This is a genomic window from Renibacterium salmoninarum ATCC 33209, from assembly GCF_000018885.1.
Lineage (GTDB): Bacteria > Actinomycetota > Actinomycetes > Actinomycetales > Micrococcaceae > Renibacterium > Renibacterium salmoninarum.
Genome location: NC_010168.1, coordinates 2,192,626 through 2,214,626 on the forward strand (window position 1 = coordinate 2,192,626; position 22,001 = coordinate 2,214,626).

A 22,001-nucleotide genomic window follows, 5' to 3' on the forward strand; every position below is an offset into this window, starting at 1 on the left:
AGATCGGCTTATTCGCCATAAAACAATCTCTCGAACACTGCCCGCGCTTGCCGAGTGATTCGCAAGTAGTCTTCCTCGAAGGCCCCACCGTGGCCGGGCGGATATCCGCACCAGCGTGCCACTGCCTCAAGGTCTCGACGTGAGGACGGCAAGGAGTCGGAACCCCTTCCCGTCCATAACACGTTGGCAGAACGAATTCGGCTGGCCAATCGCCAGGCCTTGGCAAGCGCATCGGCATCTTCATCCGCCACAAAACCCAATTCAGCCAGGCCGGATAATGCGGTCAGCGTCGACGTCGTGCGCAGCTGCACCTGCGCACGGGCATGCTGCAACTGCAATAATTGCACCAGCCATTCAACGTCGCTCAGCCCGCCACGGCCTAATTTGATCTGCCGTGCTGGATCAGCTCCGCGCGGCAGCCGCTCAGATTCCACTCGGGCCTTGACTCTGCGCACTTCGCGCAGATCCTGCTCTGATAGCTGATCCGGGTAGCGAACGGAATCTACCAACGCCATAAACTCGGCAGCCAATTCATCGCTACCGGCCATTGGCCGCGCCCGCAACAACGCCTGAGCTTCCCAAATCAACGACCATCGGCCGTAATACTCTCGATACGAGTCCAGCGAACGAACCAATGCACCGTTCTTACCTTCTGGCCGCAGATCCGCATCAATTGCCAAAACACGTTCAGCCCGAATCGCTGGTTTCAGCGGTTGGGTGAGCAGCGCAGAGAGCTGGCTGACGATTTGCACGGCCTGGGCCTGCGCTCCAGCAGGATCCACTCCCGGACGCGCTTTGTGCACAAACAGCACATCAGCATCAGAGCCGTAGCCAATTTCTCGGCCACCTTGACGGCCCATTGCTACTACCAGCACATCAGTTTTAGCTTCATCCTGTTGATTCTCAGCGACGTGCAGCGCACCCAGTACAGCGGCACGATCAACGTCCCCCAAGGCGGTACCGATGGCATCTTGGTCCAACAAGCCAGCGCTGTCTGCGAGCGCGATCCGCAAAACTTCGCGTCGCCGAATCAACCGAATAAGCCGCATCGCGCTGGAGGGGTCCGGATGCCTGGACATCTTCGATTGGATCTCTTGCCACTGCGCTTGGAAGCTCAACGGACGCAGATCTTTGTCTGACCCAAGCCATTTCGTCTCCTCCGGCGAGACCTCCAAGAGATCAGCAATCAAATGCGAGCTAGAAAGCACATGACAAAGACGCTCGGCCGCCGCTTGCGAATCACGCAACATGCCTAGATACCAATGCGTAGTACCCAGCGATTCGCTGAGTCGTCTGAAGGCCAGCAAGCCGCTGTCTGGATCAACGCCGTCGCCCAGCCAATCCAGCAAAACTGGCAACAGTTGCCGTTGCAAGGCGGCCCGCCGAGAGACTCCTGTGGTGAGGGCTTCAATATGCCGCATCGCACCAGCGGTATCTTGATAGCCCAGCGCCGCTAATCTCGCTTGCGCGGACTCAGGGCTCAACGAAGCATCTTCGGCACTCAGATTGGCTGCTGCGTTCAACAGTGGGCGGTAGAAAATCCGTTCGTGTAATGACCTCACCCGACGCTTAACGCTCTGCCATTGGTCAAGGAGAACTTTTGCCGACGGCCGACTCATGGCCATTGCACCTTGGCTGGACCGCGCGAGTGCCCGCAAGGCAGGCTCAGCTACTGGCATGAGGTGTGTGCGGCGCAAATGCACTAGCTGGATTCGGTGTTCCAACACCCTGAGGTATCGATACGCGCCGTCGAACTCTGCAGCGTCCGTGCGACCGACGTAACCTGCGGTGGACAATGCTTCGATCGCCCCGGTGGTGTCCTGTTTGCGTAAACTCGAATCGGCTTTTCCATGCACCAGTTGCAAAAGCTGCACGGTGAACTCGACGTCCCGCAAGCCGCCGGGGCCAAGTTTGAGTTGCCGGTTTTGCTCTTCCGCAGGAATGTTGGCGCTCACTCGGCGGCGCATTGCTTGGACCGACTCGACGAATCCATCACGTTCGGATGAATTCCAAATCATTGGTGCCAACGCCGAAGTATATTGCTCACCTAAGGCGAGATTTCCGGCAATTGGCCTGGCTTTGAGCAGGGCTTGGAACTCCCAGCTGGAAGCCCAGCGCCGGTAATATTCCAGGTGCGAATCCAGTGTTCGCACCAGTGGCCCGTCTTTGCCTTCTGGTCGCAAATTCGCATCAAGCTCCCATAGGCCGGGCTCGCGGTCTGGCGCGTTAATAATGCGGGCCAGCAGGGCTGCCAACTGCGTACCGACCTGGATTGGCAGCTCGTCATAGTCGGCAAGACCGTTCGCGGCCACGACATAAATAACGTCAACATCTGAAATGTAATTCAGTTCGCGTGCGCCACATTTGCCCATACCGATTACCGCTAGCTCGACGGCGGTCACTTGCTGGGCGGAAAAGGTGCCGACGAGCTCGGCACGAGCAATGGCTAGTGCTGCGTCCAGTGCCGCTCCGGCGAGGTCTGCCAGTTCGGCAGCAACGATGGGTAAGACGTCTGCGGGATCTGCGGCGCAGAGATCGCGAATCGCCAGCTCGGTGAGATGCCTGCGGTACTGCCTGCGCATCGCGGTGGTGGCCTCAGCAGTCCCCAGTCCAGACAGTGGCGTAGCAGATTCCGGGTCCGCCCCCACGGCTTGGAGCAAGGATGTGCGCAGCACCTTGCCTGGGACGCCGACGGGTTCAGCGCTGACTGAAATCTCTAATGCCGCAGACTGGCCCGGATTACGAATGAGGAAGTCCGCAAGAGCTTCGGACGCGCCAAGCAACCGGAACATTGGCTCGCTCCGCTTTGGGCCAGCTTGAACCAGCCTTGCTACCCGCTCGGCAAGTTCCGCGGGCGCCGCCAACATCCGGACCAGCGATTGCAGGGCTAGATCAGGATCCGCGGCAAAGGCCAGTCCGGCAAAAAGATCGTCCTGAGCAAAATCTAGTAATTCAGGCACTGCCAAGAACCGAGTACTTTTTTCTAGATCAGCGAAGCCTTGTTCGATTAGTACCCGCGGCAGACTTTTCACCATAGTTGCTTGCCCCAAGATTCTTGAGCGCCGCAGCGCTCAACGATCAGAGAATCCCCAAATTGCGCCGCAGCTCGAAAGGCGTCACTTCAAGTCGGTATTCTTGCCAGTCCGCACGCTTATTGCGCAGAAAATGCTCAAAAACCTGTTCGCCCAGGATTTCCGCCATCAGTTCGGAATCTTCAGTGAGCCGAATCGCATCGTCCAGGCTGGACGGCAGCGGGTCGTGCCCCAAAGCTCTACGCTCAGCGGTAGTCAACGACCAGACGTCGTCTTCAGCCGCAGCTGGCAGTTCGTAGCCTTCTTCGATTCCTTTCAATCCCGCACCGAGCAAAACCGCATACGCCAAGTACGGATTGGTCGCAGAATCGATACCTCGGTATTCGATGCGCGCAGATTGGCCTTTGCCGGGCTTGTATAGCGGGACGCGGACCAAGGCGGACCGGTTGTTATGGCCCCATGCGAGATGGCTCGGCGCCTCGCCGCCGCCCCAAAGTCGCTTGTAGGAGTTCACAAATTGGTTAGTGACCGTGGTGAACTCCGGTGCGTGCTTCAAGATGCCAGCGATGAACTGCCTTGCCGTGGTCGATAACTGGAATTCAGCGCCGGCCTCGTAAAACGCGTTCGTGTCGCCCTCGAAAAGCGAAAAATGCGTGTGCATGCCAGAACCAGGGTGTTCGGAAAATGGCTTCGGCATGAACGTGGCATACGTTCCTTGCTGCAAAGCGACTTCTTTGATCACGGTGCGGAACGTCATGATGTTATCCGCAGTTTGCAGGGCATCGGCATAGCGCAGATCAATTTCGTTCTGGCCCGGGCCGCCTTCGTGGTGGCTGAACTCGACGGAGATGCCGACGCTTTCCAGCATTGCCACGGCCGTGCGTCGGAAGTCTTGCGCTACCCCGCCAGGCACGTGGTCGAAATATCCGGCCTGATCTACCGGCACTGGCCGGCCATCTGCGCCCAGTTCTTCGGACTTGAGCAAATAAAACTCAATTTCCGGATGGGTGTAGCAAGTGAACCCCATGTCTGCCGCTTTGGCGAGCGTGCGTTTGAGGACATTGCGTGGGTCCGCCGTGGATGGTTCGCCGTCTGGGGTCAAAATATCGCAGAACATGCGCGAGGTCTGTTCTGTTTCGCCACGCCAAGGCAAGATCTGGAACGTGGAGGGATCCGGCTGCAACAACATGTCCGATTCAAAGACTCTGGCCAGGCCTTCAATGGAGGAGCCGTCGAAGCCTAGTCCTTCCTCAAAGGCTCCTTCTACCTCAGCCGGAGCCAAGGCCACTAATTTCAACGAACCCACGACGTCGGTGAACCAAAGTCGGACAAAACGCACGTCTCGTTCTTCAATGGTGCGGAGAACAAATTCCTGCTGGCGATCCATCGAGGCTCCTTTTGCTCAAATCTGTGCTGCCTGCAAGCTTCTTGCAAGCTCTGCCAACTCTACCGAGCATTCCGTCATGCTGGCATTGTTGCGACCCGAGTCAAGTAGACTCTTGCCATGAATTCCGTTGAACTGCCAGCTCCCTATGGGACGGGCGCGGCTAATACAGCTGCTCATAGTACCGGCCAAAACGCTTTGCCAAAGAAGATTCGGGTGCATCATCTACAGCAGGCCAAAGATGAGGGCCGCAAATTCGCGATGCTCACGGCCTACGATCAGTATGCTGCGCAGATTTTTGACGAGGCTGGCATCGAGACGCTACTCATCGGCGATTCAGCGGCCAATAATGTTTACGGCTACGAAACGACCATCCCGGTAACGGTTGATGAGCTACTGCCGTTGTGCCGGGCCGTCGCCAGGTCTACCCGTAGGGCGCTCGTGGTGGCTGATCTACCCTTTGGCAGCTACGAAGCTTCCGCTGAACAAGCGGTAGCCACCGCAGTGCGTTTCCTTAAAGAGGGTTTAGTTGCCGCAGTCAAGGTTGAAGGAAATGCTCGTCTTGCCCCGCAAATTCGCGCCATGGTGGACGCTGGCATTCCAGTGGTGGCTCATATTGGCTTCACCCCGCAAAGCGAACATGCCTTAGGCGGCTATCGGGTGCAGGGCCGCGGCGAGGCCGCTCAAACGGTCATTGACGACGCCGGCGCCTTAGCCGAAGCTGGCGCCTTTTGTGTGCTGATGGAAATGGTGCCGGCTGAGGTTGCTGCCGCAGTAGATGCTGCGGTCAAGGTGCCCACGATTGGCATTGGCTCGGGTTCAGCTACCACTGGCCAAGTCTTAGTTTGGCAGGATATGGCTGGGCTGCGCGGTGGCCAAGTAGCCAAGTTTGTGAAGCAATACGCAGATTTGCGCACGGTATTGTCCGAGGCGGCAATTACCTTCGGCGCTGAAGTGCGCGACGGCGCGTTCCCCGGCCCTGAGCACTCGTTCTGACCCAGCGACTAGGGAACCAGTGACTAGCTGACCAGGTGACTAGGGGCTGGGGTATTTGCTAGCCACTGCCGCTGGTGTAATCACATATTGCAAGACTTACCCAGACTTGCTGGTGTCTACGGTTACATCGATGCTGAGTTGAAAGCCCAAGGCGTTACCGCCATTGAGACTCACCGTGTGCTCGCGCTCTGGAGCTTTTTCAGCCGCAGCCAGAAAGCTTTCCACATCAGCTGAATCTAGGCCTGTCTTGGCAGCGTCTTCGCGCAGGGTCTGTGCCAGCTCGGCTACGTCGTCGAACGCCAGAAAGTAGCTGATCGTACGAATCTGGCCATCGGCGTCGTCGGCGAGCAGCCTGATGGTGCTGCTATCCGCCACCAGCTCGCCTTGCGAGCCCTTGATGGTGAGGTGAATCGATTTGTCCACCGGCACATTGACATCCCAGAAGGTATCCCCTGCCTGGACGCCGACGTCGCTGCGGTTGAGTGATCCGGAGCTCAGATCTAAGAACGCTGCTCGGCTCCGATTGATCTCTTCAACTCCGCTCTTATTGAAGGAAGAGTTCTTTCCAGTCATAACGGATTCTCCTTGACTCGACTGGGCCGGGGGCGAAACTGGTGTGCAAGCGCTCACGAAGATGGTCACGGCCGAAACTGCGGCCAGTAGTGTGACCTGTACTGCCCAAAGACGCGCCCGTGAAGCCATCTTCGTTGCCCTTTCGCCTGGATTACTGCTCAGCATCAACATCGAAGCCGCTCAATAATCGTTCCACGATCTGTGGAACGTTATGGGTGGGCCGTTGACTTTCCAGTCTCTCATTCATGAATCGCCCCGGTGTGTCCGGAGACTTTCTTGTTTGAGAGGATCAGGACATGGCAGGGAAAACTACGACACGGTATCCGCAGGAGTTGAAGGATCGTGCGGTGCGCATGGTTGCGGAGATGGAGGGTGCGTCTTCGGAGTGGGCGGCGATGCAAAAAGTTGCCCAGCTTTTGGGTGTGGGTGTGCCGGAAACGGTGCGTAAATGGGTCCGGCAAGCCGAGATCGATGTTGGTACTAGAACTGGAACAACGAGCACGGAATCGGCCGAGCTGAAACGGTTACGGCGTGAGAACGCTGAGCTGAAACGGGCGAACGCGATCCTTCGGAGTGCTTCAGCTTTTTTCGCGGTCGAACTCGACCGCCACAACACTGATCGTGAAATACATCAAGGACCATGCCGGTCACCGCGAGAATAATGGATTGCGGTGGGGTGTCGAGTCGATCTGCCAGGTGCTTACTGGGACGGGGTGAAGACCACCCCGTCCACGTACTACGAATGGGTGGATAAAACACGATCTCACCGAGAACAACGTGATGAGGTGCTCAAGCCCGTGATCCAGAAGGTGTATGCCGCTAATTACGGGGTTTACGGCACCAGGAAAGTCTGGTTGGCGATGAACCGTGAAGGTGTGCCGGTGGCCAGGTGCACGGTAGAACGGCTCATGGGGTTACTTGGCATACAGGGTGCGGTCCGTGGCAAGGTCAAACGCACCACGATCAAAGACTCGAAGGCAGCCCGAGCGAAGGACTTGGTCCGCCGTGATTTCACACCAACGGCACCGGATCGGCTATGGGTAGATGATTTCACCTATGTTTCGACCTGGTCCGGGTGGGTCTATGTTGCCTTCGTGATCGATGCTTACTCTCGGAGGATCCTGGGCTGGTCAGCGAGTGCTTCTATGAACACCGTGCTAGTGCTCAACGCAGTTAATCAGGCAATCTGGAGTCGTGAACGGGCCGGGGCTGAGATTTCCGGGGTGATTCATCATCACGATGCCGGGGCTCAATACGCCTCCTTGGCCTTCACCGAACGCCTGGCCCAGGCCGGTATCCGCCCCTCGATCGGTTCTGTGGGTGATAGTTACGACAACGTCTTGGCGGAAACCATCAACGGGCTTTATAAGACCGAGCTGATCAAACCCGGCAAGCCCTGGCGGACTCTAGAAGAAGTCGAAATCGGCACCGCTGAATGGGTCGATTGGTACAACCACCGAAGGCTCTACCAGTACTGCGGAGACATCCCACCAGTAGAGCTAGAAAACCACTACTACAATCACTACCAGAGCACGGCAGCCGCCGACAGGCTCATCGTCTGAGAAACCCTCCGGACACACCGGAGCGATTCACCTCGACTTTGAATCCTCGATTCGCTCAGCAGCTTTGTCCATGATCATGCCGAGCTCGCGCAACTCGCCGACGTTTGCGCCTAACATCTCGCCAGTCATCGCTTACCTCCACCAGTCATCGTCTCAGACTAGTTTCAGCTCACCATTTTCACCATGGGTGAGAACTCCCCTGGCCGGATTCTGGCTCCGGCCAGGGGAACGAGCTACTTCGCCGCGAGCATGATCCGCTCTGCGGTAGCACTGCCATCAGCTTTAACCGCGGACAGGCGGACGCTGTCGCCAACTTTGAGATCTTTGAGCGCTACGGTTGCCGGCTTGGGCCGATCAGCCTTATTTTTGTTGCCATCGCTCGAGCTCTTTGGCGTAGCTGCAGGCTTAGTTGGCGCCTGGAAGACCTTCGTCGAGGAATTCAGCAGATAACTTTGGCTGAAGCCGTCGCTGCTCTTTACCGTAACTGAGGTGTCCGAGATTGATTCGATCGTGCCGGACTGCACATCCAAAGTCACAGTTTTTCCATCACGGTCAACAACAGACTCGCCATGCAAGCATCTTTTCAGCGCCACGATGCCCCGCGTGTTTATTGGCATCCGAGCTGCCAAACTGGCTACTCGACGACGACGGTGAGCTTCCGGATGATGCATCTGCAGCATAAACCGCGCCTACTCCAACGCTGAGTACTATCCCGGCGGTCGCAGTCGCGATCACGGTATTGCGGACCCACCGGCCTCCGGGACGCTTCTTCAGGGCATGAGGATCGTTGTTAATTTCATTGTTCACGGTTGCTCCTATAAATAGTTCAAGAGCTTCCATCGTGACCTGGCAGCTTGTGATCAACCCCCGATTTGGCCAAGCCCTGGCTTTGTCATTGCCAAGATCTCTGTGACCACTTCGCAAGTTTTCACAGCCGATACCCTGCTGACGGCGTTCGTTAGAAAAGAGCTCGGACGGCCTGAACCAGTTTAGGTAAATCAATTTGTTGCGAGGTGTCTAGTTCAAGAACCGGGGAAAGTTCAATCGGAATGGCGCCTTCGGCAAGCCTGCGCCAATGTGCCATAGTGAATTGATCTCCGCTATGCACCGGATGCCGGGCTCTGCTAGCAGCTCGCGCCAGGGCAACGTCGACGTCAACACGACAATAGATCTCAACGACCACTTCTAGATTTGCCCGCTGCAAACCTGCGATAGCAAACTCACGGTCTCGTTCACGGTGCCAATTCGATTCAATGATTGACGCAGGTACCGCGGTGGCGGCAGTCCAAAGTGCCTCGATTGCCAGCATTCCCAATGCTTTCGCTGGAATGCCATCCGGACCAAAATCAAAGAACGTCTCTTTGAAATCGTCTTGACTGAACAATGGTAAGCCAAGCATCGGCGCCAAGTCTCGAGCTAGAGATGTTTTCCCTGCGCCGCTGATCCCGTTGATCAACACCACTCGACCCTGCGGCCTACTCATTGGTTAGTCTTCGTCTTGCGAATCCCAAGCGTCGTTACGAGCCTTTACCTTGGCCAGCGCTTGTTCGGCCTCGGCCCGAGTCTCATAGGGGCCGATCAGCTGCGTCCAATCAGACTGCGCATCTTCTTCGACCTCGTGCGTATTCACGTTGTACCAAAACTGCGGCATGCCCTACTCCGTTCGCCATGATTGCGTTGCCAAGATTTCCCGGCACTGTTTCAGCCTAACTCGATCCGAGCACGACCGCGGTCAATGGCTAGTATGGTTCTATGCTTCATACCCCACTCGGGACCTTAGTTCCCGGAACACTCAGCCCCGCCCGCAACGTACCCACTTCGATTCCGCGACCCGAATACGTCGGTAAAGCTGGCCCGGCCAAATTCACCGGCTCTGAAGTCAAATCAGCTGAGACAATCGCTAAAATCCGCATCGCATCAAAAATAGCCGCCCAAGCCATCGTTGAAGTAGGCAAGCACATTGCGCCGGGCGTGACTACCGATGAGCTAGACCGAATCGGGCACGAATTCATCGTGGCTCACGAGGCATACCCGTCTACCCTGGGATATCGAGGCTTTCCGAAATCCCTGTGCTCGTCACTGAATGAAGTGATTTGTCATGGCATTCCAGATTCCACGGTGTTACAAGATGGCGACATCATCAACATCGATATCACCGCTTTCAAAGACGGCGTACATGGCGATACCAATCACACCTTTCTGGTCGGTGATGTCGATGAAGAGTCTCGACTGTTGGTGGAACGCACCGAAGAGTCGCTGCGGCGCGCGATCAAGGCTGTTGCGCCAGGCCGTGAGATCAACGTCATTGGTAGGACTATCGAGTCCTATGCGAAGCGATTCGGCTATGGCGTAGTTCGTGATTTCACCGGCCACGGAGTCGGCGAAGCCTTCCATACCGGCTTGATCATTCCGCATTATGACGCGGCTCCGGCATACAGCACTGTGATCGAACCGGGAATGACGTTTACCATCGACCCATACTGACTTTAGGCACCGTGGAGTGGGATATGTGGGAAGACGATTGGACCGTGGTCACCCACGATCGCAAGCGCACTGCCCAGTTTGAACACACGCTTTTAGTCACCGATTCCGGTGCCGAAGTATTGACGCTGGCTTAGAACCTGACCTGCTTTTACCACCACCCTCGAACTATCCGGAGTAACCATGTCGAAGAACGCTGATAAGTCGCAAAACCCCCAGCACATCATCGGGATCGACATTGGTGGCACGGGCATCAAAGGTGGCATCGTCAACCTGAAAAAGGGTGAGCTCTCTGGTGATCGGTTCCGCATCGACACACCACAACCGTCAACCCCTAAAGCAGTAGCGGAGGTCGTCAAACAAATCGTCGACGAGCTGATGTCGCGCGAGGATGCCCCGTCCAAGGACAGTCCGGTTGGCGTTGATTTTCCGGCCATCATCGCGCACGGCGTTGCTCGGTCCGCCGCCAACGTAGACAAAAGTTGGATTGGTACCGACGTCGATGATTTACTCACCAAAAAATTGGGCCGACCAGTACATGTCATGAACGACGCCGACGCCGCCGGAGTCGCCGAGGTTGCTTACGGCGTTGGCCAAGGGCAAAAAGGCACCGTGCTAGTGATCACTCTGGGCACCGGAATCGGATCTGCGTTTATCTTCAACGGCAAGCTGGTCCCGAACGCAGAACTCGGACACTTGGAACTGGACGGATTCGACGCCGAGTCACGCGCTTCAGCGTCGGCCCGCGAACGCGAAGATCTTGACTGGGATGAATACAGCAAGCGGCTACAACGCTATTTCTCCCACGTAGAGTTCCTGTTCTCCCCCGAATTGTTCATCATCGGTGGCGGAATTTCCAAGCGAAGCGAAGACTTCTTGCCCAAGCTAGATTTGCAAACCAAGATTGTCACCGCGGAACTGAAAAATAACGCCGGGATTGTTGGGGCGGCACTACAGGCCTCGCGGCATTTCAAGAAAAAATGAGCAGCCGCACTGGTAAGCAACCAGTGATCCTCATCAGTGGTGCAAGCCGCGGTATTGGCGCTGCTATCGCAAGCCAAGCCGCGCAAGCTGGTTTTGCAGTTCTGGTTAACTTTGCCTCAGATCACGAAGGTGCCACCGCGGTAGTGCGTCAAGTGACTGAGGCCGGTGGCGTAGCGCGAGCATGCCAAGGTGACGTCAGCGATAGCGCAATCTGTGCGGAGCTTGTTACCGCCGCCGCGCAACTTGGTGAGCTGACCGCCGTCGTAAATAATGCGGCAATCACCGGCAACGCTCCGGGACCATTTATCGGTCTTGAGGAGTCAGTCCTTCGCCGAACCGTTGAGGTGAATGTCATCGGCACCATGCTGCTCAGCCAAGCAGCCTTGCGTTACTGGCGCGCTCATCCTGGACCTGGGCGTTCGATAGTCAATATTTCCTCGACGGCAACCAAAGCTGGCTCGCCGTCGGAATGGGTGCATTACGCCGCGACCAAGGGCGCCATTGATGTCTTTACGCGCGGGCTCGCCACCGAGACAGCCGCCGAAGGTATTCGAGTGAACGCTGTTGCGCCGGGGATGACTCAAACTCGGCTGCATGAGGATGCTGGGCTGCCGGATCGGGTTGCTAGGCTCAGCCCAACAATTCCGCTAGGCCGTGCCGCACTGCCGGCGGAAATCGCTGATGCAGTTTTCTGGCTTCTTTCGGAAAAATCTTCTTACGTCACCGGTGCGGTGATCCCCGTCAGTGGCGGGCGCTGAGCAACCTCATCCCTGTCAGCAGCCAGCCGAAAGCTGCTATTGGTAGGAAACGAACCAAGGTTGTGGCTGAACCTGCTGCATGGTCTCCGCTGGCGTGAGTAGCTGCGGATCTTCGTCGAGGAAATTTTTCCAACCCACGCGAACGAAAGTGGGCAGCCCAACCTGCAAGGCAGTCCAGGTTGCCATCTTGTCGCCTCGGACCCCTTGGCCATCGGCGTGGACCACTGCCGCCAACCCGGGGAAATTCGTCAGTTGCTCGCGTTCGGTCACCATGCTCCTGCGAAATTGATGCAACATGAATATTTTCTGCGGCAGGTTGGCAGACTTGGTGAGCTCGGCAAGCCATGCTCCCGCAGTATTGACCTCCGCCGCGGTTACCGAGCCGATTTGCGCTAACGGCAACTGTGCCGGCCCCAGTCGCAACTCCGGATCGAGTGCCAGCCTGACGTTGGGCCGCCGCAACAAAGCGCGATACATCTCAGCTTGCGTCGTGAAATCAGATCGACCGGGTTGAAGGTCGAGAACCACGTAAATACCAGCGTTTGCCGCAGCGTCGATCCAAAGTTGCAGTACGTCAACCCGCGACTCGTTGGAATAGTTGCCGTCCGGGCCCGGCTCGGCAGCGGCCACGGTCGCAATGATTTCGAACGCTGGCACCACCGGCTCGGCGGAATAGGGCTGATACTGGGCCGCGAGATCCTTAACTCGTGCAATCGATGCTGGAATATCTTGCTCACCCAAGGCACCCAGGCTCGGCGTTCCAGGGTGACCATAAAGTGCCACAAATCGTCGATCCGGAAAGACTTGTCGGCCGCCGCCAGGTAACACCGGCGACTTCGTCAGGGCCGCTCCGAAAGCTTTTTGTTTCGTAGCGGCCGCTGAACTCGGAGCATGACTATTTTGCGGGTTCTCGGCGCTCGGGCTACTGCTGCCAGAGCTACAAGCTGAGCAGAGCAAAAGAACAGCTGCAACAACTGCTGTGCCGAATACTCGGCCGTTTCGTTTCCGTAAAGTACTGGCTATTTTCGTTGGCTGCACGCCACACCCCGTATCGTTCGTCATCGTCTCGTTTCGTTCGCTCCCCCCGGTCAGAAAATTACTCTGCACCTCGGAAGCACCCATCAACCGTAACAATTCGGCTTTTGAGGACCAAGCGTGCAACGTGTCTAAATAAGTCGGATCCGGAGAAATTTCACACAGTTTTCAGCCTGCTTTCAGTCCTGATCCCTAAGGTCTTGGCACGTACCCAAAGAGCCGCTTTGGGTACGTTCGCCTTGAACATTTCATGATGAGGAATAGCATGGCTATCAGAAAACCCAGCTTCTCAGCTCTAGCCGGCGCCACTGGAGCCGCACTCATATTGCTCAGCGCTGGTGCTGGCATTGCGAATGCACAAACCCTCGCAGCCACACCGAAAGTCGCCCAGCCAGGCGTTACCAGCGCCAGTAATCCCTATGTCCCCACTGGCGCGGCATGGACACAGTCGTACTTTCCCTCCACTGACGACGTCGAGCTGCATGCCGATGTACTCCGACCACAGAACCTGGCCGCGAACGCCAAAACTCCGGTTATCCTTTCGGTTGGCCCGTACTTTAGTCACGCTGGCCAAACTGGCTCCGAAGGACGCAGTCAAACCGGCCCCTCGGACAGATTTACCGATCTGATTGATGGTGCCAAGTTAATGGATCGCGGATACACCGTGGTGCTAGTTGATTTGCGCGGATTTGTCGGCAGTACTGGCTGCTTGGACTGGCAGGGTCCAGGCGAGCAGGCCGACGTCGCAGCGGCGGTCAATTGGGCCGCCAACCAATCCTGGTCTACCGGCAAAGTTGGTCTGTACGGAAAATCCTATGATGCCAGTACCGGGCTGATGGGACTCGGCTCCGGTACTGCCGGGCTCAAAGCCGTGGTGGCCCAAGAGCCGGTTTACGATGCCTACCGCTACCTTTACAGCAACGGTGTGGCGCGACCTAACCATTCGGGAACTCCCGATGCTTATGGCGGCATTGCCAAAATTCCCCCGGTTGGTGGCGCCAATGGCGATGATTCGCACTATGCCAAAAATACCGCGTACGAAAAATCGCACCCGGAGTGCGAAAAGAACAATGACTCGCTGACCCAGAACGCTGATCACTCAGCCAAGTTCTGGAAAGACCGCAATGTGATCACTAAAGCCACTGGTTCAACCGTTCCCCTGTTTCTTACGCAGGGACTCATCGAGCCCAACACCAAACCTGAGGGCGTAGACGAGCTGCTCAGCGCGTTCAAGGGACCCGTTCGTGTCTGGTTTGGCCAATGGGATCACGTACGCGGAAACAACACCGATTCGGATGGCAACCTTGCCATGGGTAGGGCTGGCTGGTTCGACGAGGTCTTACGGTTCTACGACAAGAATCTCAAGGGCATCAGCCCTTCCGTGACCGATCCGGCCTTTGCTATCGAAGGCAGCGATGGCGTCTGGCGGCAGCAGGACTCATGGCCGGGAGAAAGCGTTTCGGCTTCAGCGAAAATCGGTTCCGACAGCTATCCCGCACCAAAACAAAGTGCATTTTCTGCCGACAACGCCGAGCAAGCCAATGAAAACTCGAATTCCAAAGACATGGACTCTGAGCCGAAGACGTTGAGCACAAAGGCAGCGGCCTCAGGAACCTCTGGGGTTTGGTCGCGTTCTCAGCCAGTCAGCGAGCGCACGCGAATCACCGGCACGCCGACAGTTCATCTGCAAACCTCAAAGGCCAAAGGTAACGCGGTTGCAGCACTGTACGACGTCGCAGCGGATGGATCTGCGGTTCAGATCGATCTGAACATTTCGGTGATTTCTGCTTCAGGCCAGACGGACTTTGCGCTCAAATCAACTGATTGGACGCTAGAAAAAGGTCATAGTCTCGCGGTACGTGTTTCCTCGGATGACGCGCGCAACTGGGCGGGCCTGGCAAATAGCGGCGCAATCAGCGTCTCTGGCGGCAGCATTGACTTGCAGCTGCAAAGTCCTTCATCGGATGTAGCTACCAAGGGCGACCGCTCGAGCTATTTGGATAGCTACTTGCAAGGTTCCCAAGCTACCGTGCCGAACACTACGCCAAGCTTTGAGCTGAGTCTCGGTAACTAAGCTGCGTTAGTTAGTTCAACCAGCGGCGACCATTGGATGCCGGTGGTGGCCCGGGCTTCCCCTCCCTGGCCACCACCGGAGTCTTAAGGGCGAACCTGTTTCTTCGCCGACTCTGCCGAACCGTCAAGGTCGGCTTCATGACGCAAGATTTCAATCGCGTGTTCAAAGTCGTCTAGCGACTCAAAAGCTTGGTAAACGCTAGCGAAGCGAAGGTAAGCGATCTTATCCAGCTTCTGCAACGGGCCAAGGATCGCTAGTCCAACTTCGTGAGCTTCAATCTCGGCGGCACCGGAAGCGCGGATGTTTTCTTCGACTTCTTGAGCCAGCACAGCCAAATCGTCTTCGCTCACCGGTCGGCCTTGGCAGGCCTTGCGTACTCCGTTGATGACTTTGCCGCGACTAAACGGCTCGCCAATCCCGGAGCGCTTGATAACGGTCAGGCTGGTGGTCTCTACCGTGGTGAATCGACGTTCGCACTGCGGACATTGCCTGCGACGGCGGATCGATGAGCCGTCATCGGAAACTCGGGAATCAACGACTCGCGAATCTGGGTGTCGGCAGAAGGGACAATACACGCTTCTACCTCCTATCCTGCGAAACTTTTCAACTCGATCTTACAACTACATATAGATGAATTACAAGAACTTAATTACTAGATGTAGTGGTTGAGCTTCGTGATTAGCGCAATCGAATTGAGACGGCATCACCGTGACCAGGCAGCCCCTCAACCTGAGCGAGCGCAATGATGTGACCAGCAACTTCTTCGAGTGCTGATCGGTCATAGTCGATTATTTGAATCGCTTTGAGAAAAGTGTGCACACCCAGACCAGAGGCAAAAGCCGCCGTTCCGCCCGTAGGCAAAATATGGTTCGATCCCGCACAATAGTCCCCCAAGCTCACCGGCGACGATGAACCTAAGAAGATTGCGCCTGCACTACGCACCTTGGCACCGTCTTCAGCCGAATTGACGGTCATAACTTCAAGGTGTTCGGCGGCGTACGCGCTGGCAACGTCAATGCCGGCGGCAATTGAATCCACCAGCACGACGGCGGCTTGCTCACCGCCGAGGGCCTGTGCGACTCGTTCCTGATGTTTCGTCAGGGCCAGCTGGACGACAAGCTGCTCCTGGACCGCCTCCGCCAAACGCGCGGAGTCAGTGACTAGCACAGAAGCCGCAAACGGATCATGTTCTGCTTGGCTAATCAGATCAGCCGCAACAAAAGGTGCCGACGCTGATTCATCAGCCAAAACCATAATTTCAGTTGGCCCAGCTTCGGCATCGATGCCCACCAAACCTTTGACCAGCCGCTTTGCCGTGGCAACAAAAATGTTGCCCGGGCCGGTCACCATATCCACCGGTTCAAGGCCAGCAAATTCCGCAGTTTCCGGAATGCCGTAGGCCAGTGCACCGATCGCTTGCGCGCCACCAATGGCATAGACCTCTTCGATGCCCAGGAGCGCCGCGGCGGCCAAGACACTAGGGTGCGGTAAGCCGTTATTGTCTTTTTGCGGCGGCGAAGCCAGCGCTATTGAACCAACGCCGGCCGCTAGCGCTGGCACAACGTTCATCACTACTGAGGAAGCGTAAGCCGCAAGCCCCCCGGGGACGTAAAGGCCAACTCGACGAATCGGCTCCCAACGCAAAAGCACGTTGGCGCCCGGGGCCAGTTGCACCGGAACATCTTCGGGGCGCTGGGCTTGGGCAACGGCGCTCGCGCGACGAAGAGATTCTTCAAGGGCAGCGCGTACCGCAGGATCCAACTCGGCTAGCGCCTGCTGCAAAGCACTCTGGGGTACCCGCGGCTGGTTCTGAGTTACGCCGTCAAACCTTTGTGCTAGCTCGCGTAAAGCCGTCAGCCCGCCAGTGCGGACCGAATCCAGAATATTTTGCACGCTCGCCTCGGCGTCATGAGCGCTCTGAGCTTCCACGCGGGGCAATTCTCGCCGCAGTTGCATGAGGGAGAGTTTTTGGCCGCGCAAATCGATACTGCGCAGAATCTGGGGATCACGGGTACTGGTCACCAAAAAAGTCTAGCCGCAGTGGCGCTAATTAGCCTTTTCCACCTACGGGCGAACGCAATAAACTCGCTAGGTTGGCGACAAAAAAGACCATCGCGCAAGCAAACGGCCAGAGTGCTAGCACGCCCAGCGAACGCAGCGAGAACGCTACCGATTCCGCTGCCGCGCTGGAGGTATCTGGCCCCCAAAGCACACCCGCAAACGTGCCAAGCTGCCAGGCAATCACCGCACCAACGGCACAGCCTAGGATCGTCACCACGGCGGAAAGCCAAGCGCCATTACGGTGCCGCTGTGGGATCAGTAATGCTCCAGTGATAATTCCGGCAACAAGAGTCAATCCGGCCAGCACCAAATCCCTTGGCAGCCAGGTCAGAGCATCGGCGCCTTTTCCGTAGAAGGCTCCGCCCGGTGCTGCACACCACCACAACAGTGCGACAACTATTCCAGCTGCTGCTGTGCTAGAAAACCAACGCAGCAACGACGCGGGCGGCGGCAAGGTGGTGTCGGCTGGATGTGGGGCCGCATAAACCTGTTGTGCCGTGCCGTAGGGCTGTTGATCCCAAGGCTGGTTTTGCTGCGACATCATGCCTCCAAACAAGTGGGGCCGAGTAAGACTTTCAAGTCACCGAAGAGCGCTGGGTTGGGATTCACGCGCCGGTGTAGCGGCAGTTTCATGACCTTGACGGACGACGATCCGGCCAGATGCAGCCGCACCTCAGAGTTGCCCGGGTGTGTGCCTAAAACATCGCCCAGCGAGGTGATCACGCTTTCGGTCGCCTTGTGTTCTTGGAGCAGGATCACCACTGGACCGCCGTCGCCCTCAGTGATATCTGGCACGGTGAGTTCCATCGCGTTGAGCGTGATCGAACCATCATCTCGCTTCTGCAGGCGGCCTTTAATCGTCACGATCAGATCCTCGGCAAGAATCGTCGAGATTGGTCCGTAAACCTGACCAAAGAACATCACTTCCATTGACGCGCCCAAATCTTCGATCTCCGCCCGGGCATAAGCGTTACCGCTGGCTTTGGCGATTCGACGCGAAAGTGAAGTAATCATGCCCGCAATGGTGACGATCGCGCCGTCGGACAGGCCATCTTCACCGATCAGATAACTGATGGTGTGTTCGGCATGCTGGCTCAGCACGCCTTCCAAACCGCGCAACGGGTGATCGGAGACGTAAAGCCCCAGCATGTCTCGCTCGAAGGCCAGCTTGTCCTTCTTCTCCCACTCGGGCAAATCGGGCACGTCTGTGGAGAATCCCGGCTCGGCTTCTTCGTCGCTGAATCCGGCAAAAAGGTCAAACTGACCCACTGCTTCATTTCGTTTGAGCACCACGACGGAATCGATAGCTTCTTCGTGCACAGCGACCAACGCGCGTCTTGGGTGGCCTAGCGAATCAAATGCGCCAGCCTTGATGAGCGACTCAATGGTGCGCTTATTACAGACGACGGCGGGCACCTTGAGTAGGTAATCACTAAAGTTTTCGAAGGCGCCCTTTTCTTCGCGAGCACCGACCATGGCTTGCACCACGTTTGCGCCAACGTTGCGGATTGCGCCCATGCCGAAGCGGATATCGGTATCTACCGGGGTGAAGTTAACTGATGATTCATTGACATCCGGCGGTAGTACCGTGATGCCCATCCGACGACACTCATTGAGGTAGATCGCAAGTTTGTCTTTATCATCACCGACGGAAGTAAGCAGCGCAGCCATGTATTCGGCTGCGTAATGCTCCTTGAGGTAAGCCGTCCAGTAGGAAATCAACCCATAGGCGGCCGTATGGGCTTTGTTGAAGGCATAATCGGCGAAGGATTCAAGCACCTTCCACAACGCATCCATTGCGGCCTGCGAATAGCCGTTGGTTTTCATGCCCGCGAAGAAGTCAGCTTGCTGTTTATCAAGCTCAGATTTCTTCTTCTTACCCATAGCGCGACGCAAGATATCCGCTTGACCAAGTGAGAAGCCAGCCAACTTCTGCGCCGCCGCCATCACCTGCTCTTGGTAGACAATAAGGCCGTAAGTTGTGCCCAGAATGTCTTCGAGCGGAGCCTCAAGCTCCGGATGAATCGGAGTGATTTCTTGAAGCTTATTCTTGCGTAGCGCGTAGTTAGTGTGTGAATTAACACCCATCGGACCCGGACGATACAGTGCCAGAACCGCGGAGATATCTTCGAAATTATCTGGCTTCATCAACTTGAGCAACGAACGCATCGGCCCGCCGTCAAGCTGGAAGACACCCAGTGTGTCACCGCGAGCAAGCAGCTCATAAGACGGCACATCGTCAAGTTCCAGGCCCTCTAAATCAAGGTCGAAGTCGCGATTGAGTTTGATGTTCTCAATGGCATCCGAAATGATCGTGAGGTTACGCAGACCCAAGAAGTCCATCTTGATCAGGCCTAGGCCTTCACACGTGGGGTAATCGAACTGGGTGATGATCTGGCCGTCTTGCTCACGGCGCATAATCGGGATGATGTCGATCAGCGGATCTGAGGACATAATCACGCCGGCAGCGTGCACGCCCCATTGACGCTTGAGGCCTTCAATGCCAATCGCGGTATCAAAGACTTTCTGCGAATCCGGATCGGTTTTGATCAACTCACGGAGCTCTTCGGCCTCTGAATAGCGCTTAGCTTCCTTGTTATGTACGTCGGTCAGCGCCATACCTTTGCCCATGACATCCGGCGGCATAGCCTTGGTCAGGCGCTCGCCCGTGGAGTATGGGTAGCCCAACACCCGCGAAGAGTCTTTCAGCGCCTGTTTCGCCTTGATAGTGCCATAGGTGACAATCATCGCGACGCGTTCGTCACCATATTTTTCGGTCACATACCTAATAACCTCGCCGCGGCGACGATCATCGAAGTCAACGTCAAAGTCGGGCATTGAAACGCGTTCCGGGTTGAGGAACCGTTCGAAGATCAGGCCGTGTTTCAGCGGATCCAAATCAGTGATTCGCATCGCATAAGCAACCATGGAGCCCGCACCAGAACCACGGCCCGGCCCAACGCGGATTCCGTTGTTCTTCGCCCAGTTGATGAAGTCGGCCACCACCAGGAAGTAGCCGGGGAAACCCATCTGAGTGATAACGCCAACTTCGAACTCCGCCTGCTTGCGCACGTCTGCCGGAATTCCGCCCGGGTAGCGATAGTGCAAACCTTTTTCGACTTCTTTGACGAACCAAGATTGCTCGTTTTCGCCTTCCGGCACCGGGAACCTTGGCATGTAGCTGGCACCGGTATCGAAAGCTACTTCGCAGCGCTCCGCGATCAGTAAAGTGTTGTCGCAAGCGTCAGGGAAATCCCTGAAGAGTTCGCGCATCTCAAGGGGCGACTTCAAGTAGAATTCATCGGCGTCGAATTTAAAACGCTTCGGATCCGCCAAAGTTGAGCCAGATTGCACGCAGAGCAAAGCAGCGTGTGCGGACGCATCTTCGGCGTGTGTGTAGTGCAAGTCGTTGGTGGCCACCAGCGGCAAGTTCAGTTCTTTGGCGAGCTTCAGTAGATCGGCTTTGACGTTGCGCTCAATGTCCAGCCCGTGATCCATCAGCTCACAATAAAAATTGCCCTTTCCAAAAATATCTTGGAAATCGCTAGCCGCTTGCACAGCTTCTTTGTAGAGACCCAAGCCCAACTTAGTTGGCACCTCACCGGAAGGGCAGCCGGTGGAAGCGATCAGGCCTTTTCCATAAGTCTGCAACAAATCACGATCCATACGTGGTTTGTACAGATAACCTTCGAGCGAGGCCAAGGAAGACATCCGGAACAGGTTATGCATCCCCTGCGTCGTCTCCGACCACAGCGTCATGTGCGTATACGCACCAGCGCCGGCGACGTCCTTGCCGGAACCGTCGCCCCATTTCACCCTGGTGCGGTCGTTGTGAGCCGTACCAGGGGTCAAATAAGCTTCGACGCCGATAATCGGCTTGATGCCTGCGTTTTTGGCCTTAGACCAGAAGTCGAAAGCACCAAAAACAAAGCCATGGTCCGTCGTCGCAAGCGAGTTCATGCCTAATTCGGCTGTGTGTTCAAAAAGGTCAGTCAGCCTGGCCGCGCCGTCAAGCATCGAGTACTCGGTGTGATTGTGAAGATGTACGAAAGAAGATTCAGTGCCGGTCACCTGTCCATTCTAGGACCGTTGTGACCGTGAAGCTGACCGACGCGCGCTCAACCGCGCAAGCTACTGCAGATCCAAGATCAGCAAGCCCGGCCAACGAGCTGTTGCGCCCTGTAATGCCGAGATGAAATGCGGATATTCGGCAAAAACCGGGCGCTTCCCTCGATAGGTGCTCTGCCCCAACAACACAGTCCGTCGCTGCCCATCCAAGGCAAACAGCTCAAGCGAATTGTTCTGTCCCAGCCCATAGTTTGGCGGCGAGGCCCGGATTTTACGCAATGAAGCAAAAGGGTAGAACTGCTGCTCCACGTAGATTCCGCCCTGGTCTACGCCAATCTGGCTGGGGGTCTTTCCCTTCACCTTTGCTACCGCGGCTAAGGCAATAAGGCAGATAACGATCACAATCGCCAGGAAGATGAGCAGATTACGACCGCGACCGGAATACGCCTCGCGGTTGAGTACAAATCCTTGGCTCTGAACTGGTGTTGAATACTGATCTTGTCACGAGGTATCAACAAAATACCCAGCTGGCGTAGGAGCGGCTTGCGGCTGAGCTACTGCAAAGCTTTGCAACTGCGAAACCATGGTACTGAAGGCTTCACAGCTGAATCGGGAGCAAACAAAACGCTGCTCTAAGCCGCCGTGATCCACAATCAGGGTACGTGTGGTTGAGCTAGGGATGCCATTGGTGGACTGCTTGAGCACGTGGCTCCGAACCTCTACGTTCCGAGCATCGAACTCGGCGAACGTCCGAAACGCCTTAATGATCGTGACTTGGGAACCTTGGATCCGCACCGTCATTCGCTTCCACCACAACGCGGAAAGCAGCATCAGGATCAAGACCACTCCGCCAACGCTGAAGGAAATCAGCGTCACCAATTGCGGATTAGTCCGCAACGGAATACTCCAACCACGGAGAAAAATCAGTCCGGCCAGCGTCACTAAGCTGGCAAAAAAGTCCACCTAATTATTGCCGCAATCAGCGATCCCACA

Annotated in this window: 17 protein-coding genes and 2 pseudogenes; 6 read left to right on the forward strand and 13 right to left on the reverse strand. The window is 56.4% G+C overall.

Annotated features, from left to right (window positions below; all coding sequences use genetic code 11):
* Nucleotides 1-8: 8 nt before the first annotated feature.
* Both RSAL33209_RS10895 and glnA read right to left on the reverse strand, forming a co-directional pair.
* Nucleotides 9-3,035 (reverse strand): bifunctional [glutamine synthetase] adenylyltransferase/[glutamine synthetase]-adenylyl-L-tyrosine phosphorylase, encoded by a 3,027-nt coding sequence (locus RSAL33209_RS10895; protein ID WP_041684707.1) that lies wholly within the window; start codon nt 3,033-3,035, stop codon nt 9-11.
* A 43-nt stretch (nt 3,036-3,078) separates the two neighbouring features.
* Entirely contained in the window at nt 3,079-4,419 is a 1,341-nt protein-coding gene (gene glnA / locus RSAL33209_RS10900; protein ID WP_012245851.1) for a type I glutamate--ammonia ligase, read from the reverse strand.
* A gap of 117 nt (nt 4,420-4,536) precedes the next feature.
* Here glnA and panB point away from each other — a divergent pair, with 117 nt between their 5' ends.
* Nucleotides 4,537-5,412, forward strand: coding sequence for a 3-methyl-2-oxobutanoate hydroxymethyltransferase (gene panB / locus RSAL33209_RS10905; protein ID WP_012245852.1), 876 nt, complete (start codon nt 4,537-4,539; stop codon nt 5,410-5,412).
* A gap of 96 nt (nt 5,413-5,508) precedes the next feature.
* On the opposite strand, the gene RSAL33209_RS10910 is transcribed toward panB, so the two are convergent.
* A complete protein-coding gene (locus RSAL33209_RS10910) occupies nt 5,509-6,114 on the reverse strand; it encodes a hypothetical protein (protein WP_012245853.1) in 606 nt (201 codons plus the stop codon).
* A 167-nt stretch (nt 6,115-6,281) separates the two neighbouring features.
* Between RSAL33209_RS10910 and RSAL33209_RS10920 the strand changes: the two are divergent.
* Nucleotides 6,282-7,547 (forward strand): annotated as a pseudogene (locus RSAL33209_RS10920) (IS3 family transposase).
* 233 nt (nt 7,548-7,780) lie between these two features.
* Here the strand turns inward: RSAL33209_RS10920 and RSAL33209_RS10925 are convergent.
* From RSAL33209_RS10925 to RSAL33209_RS17580, 3 genes are all read right to left on the reverse strand, one after another.
* Nucleotides 7,781-8,227, reverse strand: coding sequence for a DUF5666 domain-containing protein (locus RSAL33209_RS10925; protein ID WP_012245855.1), 447 nt, complete (start codon nt 8,225-8,227; stop codon nt 7,781-7,783).
* 278 nt (nt 8,228-8,505) lie between these two features.
* The gene (locus RSAL33209_RS10930) at nt 8,506-9,030 is read right to left on the reverse strand and encodes a P-loop nucleotide/nucleoside kinase family protein (protein WP_012245856.1); all 525 of its coding nucleotides are present in this window, start codon (nt 9,028-9,030) and stop codon (nt 8,506-8,508) included.
* A 3-nt stretch (nt 9,031-9,033) separates the two neighbouring features.
* Nucleotides 9,034-9,198 (reverse strand): SPOR domain-containing protein, encoded by a 165-nt coding sequence (locus tag RSAL33209_RS17580; RefSeq protein ID WP_012245857.1) that lies wholly within the window; start codon nt 9,196-9,198, stop codon nt 9,034-9,036.
* Nucleotides 9,199-9,299: 101 nt separating this feature from the next.
* Here RSAL33209_RS17580 and map point away from each other — a divergent pair.
* The 3 genes and pseudogenes from map to RSAL33209_RS10945 all read left to right on the forward strand — a co-directional run bounded on the left by map (nt 9,300) and on the right by RSAL33209_RS10945 (nt 11,770).
* Nucleotides 9,300-10,165: pseudogene (gene map / locus RSAL33209_RS10935) on the forward strand (type I methionyl aminopeptidase).
* Nucleotides 10,166-10,211: 46 nt separating this feature from the next.
* Nucleotides 10,212-11,012: a polyphosphate--glucose phosphotransferase gene (gene ppgK / locus RSAL33209_RS10940; RefSeq protein WP_012245860.1), complete on the forward strand. Its 801-nt coding sequence runs from the start codon at nt 10,212-10,214 to the stop codon at nt 11,010-11,012.
* The gene (locus tag RSAL33209_RS10945) at nt 11,009-11,770 is read left to right on the forward strand and encodes an SDR family NAD(P)-dependent oxidoreductase (RefSeq protein WP_012245861.1); all 762 of its coding nucleotides are present in this window, start codon (nt 11,009-11,011) and stop codon (nt 11,768-11,770) included. Before ppgK ends, RSAL33209_RS10945 begins: the two co-directional genes overlap by 4 nt.
* 36 nt (nt 11,771-11,806) lie before the next feature.
* On the opposite strand, the gene RSAL33209_RS10950 is transcribed toward RSAL33209_RS10945, so the two are convergent.
* Complete coding sequence (locus RSAL33209_RS10950; RefSeq protein WP_233496556.1) at nt 11,807-12,598, reverse strand: hypothetical protein; 792 nt, start codon at nt 12,596-12,598, stop codon at nt 11,807-11,809.
* Between the two features lie 472 nt (nt 12,599-13,070).
* Here RSAL33209_RS10950 and RSAL33209_RS10955 point away from each other — a divergent pair, with 472 nt between their 5' ends.
* Nucleotides 13,071-14,879 carry a CocE/NonD family hydrolase gene (locus RSAL33209_RS10955; RefSeq protein WP_041684711.1) on the forward strand — a complete coding sequence of 603 codons (1,809 nt, stop codon included), beginning with the start codon at nt 13,071-13,073 and terminating at the stop codon, nt 14,877-14,879.
* Nucleotides 14,880-14,962: 83 nt separating this feature from the next.
* Here the strand turns inward: RSAL33209_RS10955 and nrdR are convergent, their stop codons facing one another.
* The 6 genes from nrdR to RSAL33209_RS10985 form a co-directional block, all read right to left on the reverse strand.
* On the reverse strand, nt 14,963-15,454 hold the full coding sequence (nrdR, locus tag RSAL33209_RS10960; RefSeq protein WP_012245864.1) for a transcriptional regulator NrdR: 492 nt from the start codon (nt 15,452-15,454) through the stop codon (nt 14,963-14,965).
* A gap of 103 nt (nt 15,455-15,557) precedes the next feature.
* The gene (gene hisD / locus RSAL33209_RS10965; protein WP_012245865.1) at nt 15,558-16,904 is read right to left on the reverse strand and encodes a histidinol dehydrogenase; all 1,347 of its coding nucleotides are present in this window, start codon (nt 16,902-16,904) and stop codon (nt 15,558-15,560) included.
* Nucleotides 16,905-16,929: 25 nt separating this feature from the next.
* Complete coding sequence (locus RSAL33209_RS10970; protein WP_049758969.1) at nt 16,930-17,481, reverse strand: hypothetical protein; 552 nt, start codon at nt 17,479-17,481, stop codon at nt 16,930-16,932.
* Complete coding sequence (gene dnaE, locus RSAL33209_RS10975; protein ID WP_012245867.1) at nt 17,481-21,011, reverse strand: DNA polymerase III subunit alpha; 3,531 nt, start codon at nt 21,009-21,011, stop codon at nt 17,481-17,483. Before dnaE ends, RSAL33209_RS10970 begins: the two co-directional genes overlap by 1 nt.
* Before the next feature lie 60 nt (nt 21,012-21,071).
* Complete coding sequence (locus RSAL33209_RS10980; protein ID WP_012245868.1) at nt 21,072-21,410, reverse strand: hypothetical protein; 339 nt, start codon at nt 21,408-21,410, stop codon at nt 21,072-21,074.
* 99 nt (nt 21,411-21,509) lie between these two features.
* Nucleotides 21,510-21,971, reverse strand: coding sequence for a hypothetical protein (locus RSAL33209_RS10985; protein ID WP_012245869.1), 462 nt, complete (start codon nt 21,969-21,971; stop codon nt 21,510-21,512).
* Nucleotides 21,972-22,001: the final 30 nt, after the last annotated feature.

Bases quoted from the DNA above. Each gene is read 5' to 3' on its own strand.
- RSAL33209_RS10930 (WP_012245856.1), bottom strand. From the start codon at position 9,030: ATGAGTAGGCCGCAGGGTCGAGTGGTGTTGATCAACGGGATCAGCGGC.
- RSAL33209_RS10910 (WP_012245853.1), bottom strand. From the start codon at position 6,114: ATGGCTTCACGGGCGCGTCTTTGGGCAGTACAGGTCACACTACTGGCC.
- RSAL33209_RS10955 (WP_041684711.1), top strand. From the start codon at position 13,071: ATGGCTATCAGAAAACCCAGCTTCTCAGCTCTAGCCGGCGCCACTGGA.
- glnA (WP_012245851.1), bottom strand. From the start codon at position 4,419: ATGGATCGCCAGCAGGAATTTGTTCTCCGCACCATTGAAGAACGAGAC.
- RSAL33209_RS10945 (WP_012245861.1), top strand. From the start codon at position 11,009: ATGAGCAGCCGCACTGGTAAGCAACCAGTGATCCTCATCAGTGGTGCA.
- panB (WP_012245852.1), top strand. From the start codon at position 4,537: ATGAATTCCGTTGAACTGCCAGCTCCCTATGGGACGGGCGCGGCTAAT.
- RSAL33209_RS17580 (WP_012245857.1), bottom strand. From the start codon at position 9,198: ATGCCGCAGTTTTGGTACAACGTGAATACGCACGAGGTCGAAGAAGAT.
- RSAL33209_RS10925 (WP_012245855.1), bottom strand. From the start codon at position 8,227: ATGCTGCAGATGCATCATCCGGAAGCTCACCGTCGTCGTCGAGTAGCC.
- RSAL33209_RS10895 (WP_041684707.1), bottom strand. From the start codon at position 3,035: ATGGTGAAAAGTCTGCCGCGGGTACTAATCGAACAAGGCTTCGCTGAT.
- RSAL33209_RS10970 (WP_049758969.1), bottom strand. From the start codon at position 17,481: ATGTCGCAGCAAAACCAGCCTTGGGATCAACAGCCCTACGGCACGGCA.
- ppgK (WP_012245860.1), top strand. From the start codon at position 10,212: ATGTCGAAGAACGCTGATAAGTCGCAAAACCCCCAGCACATCATCGGG.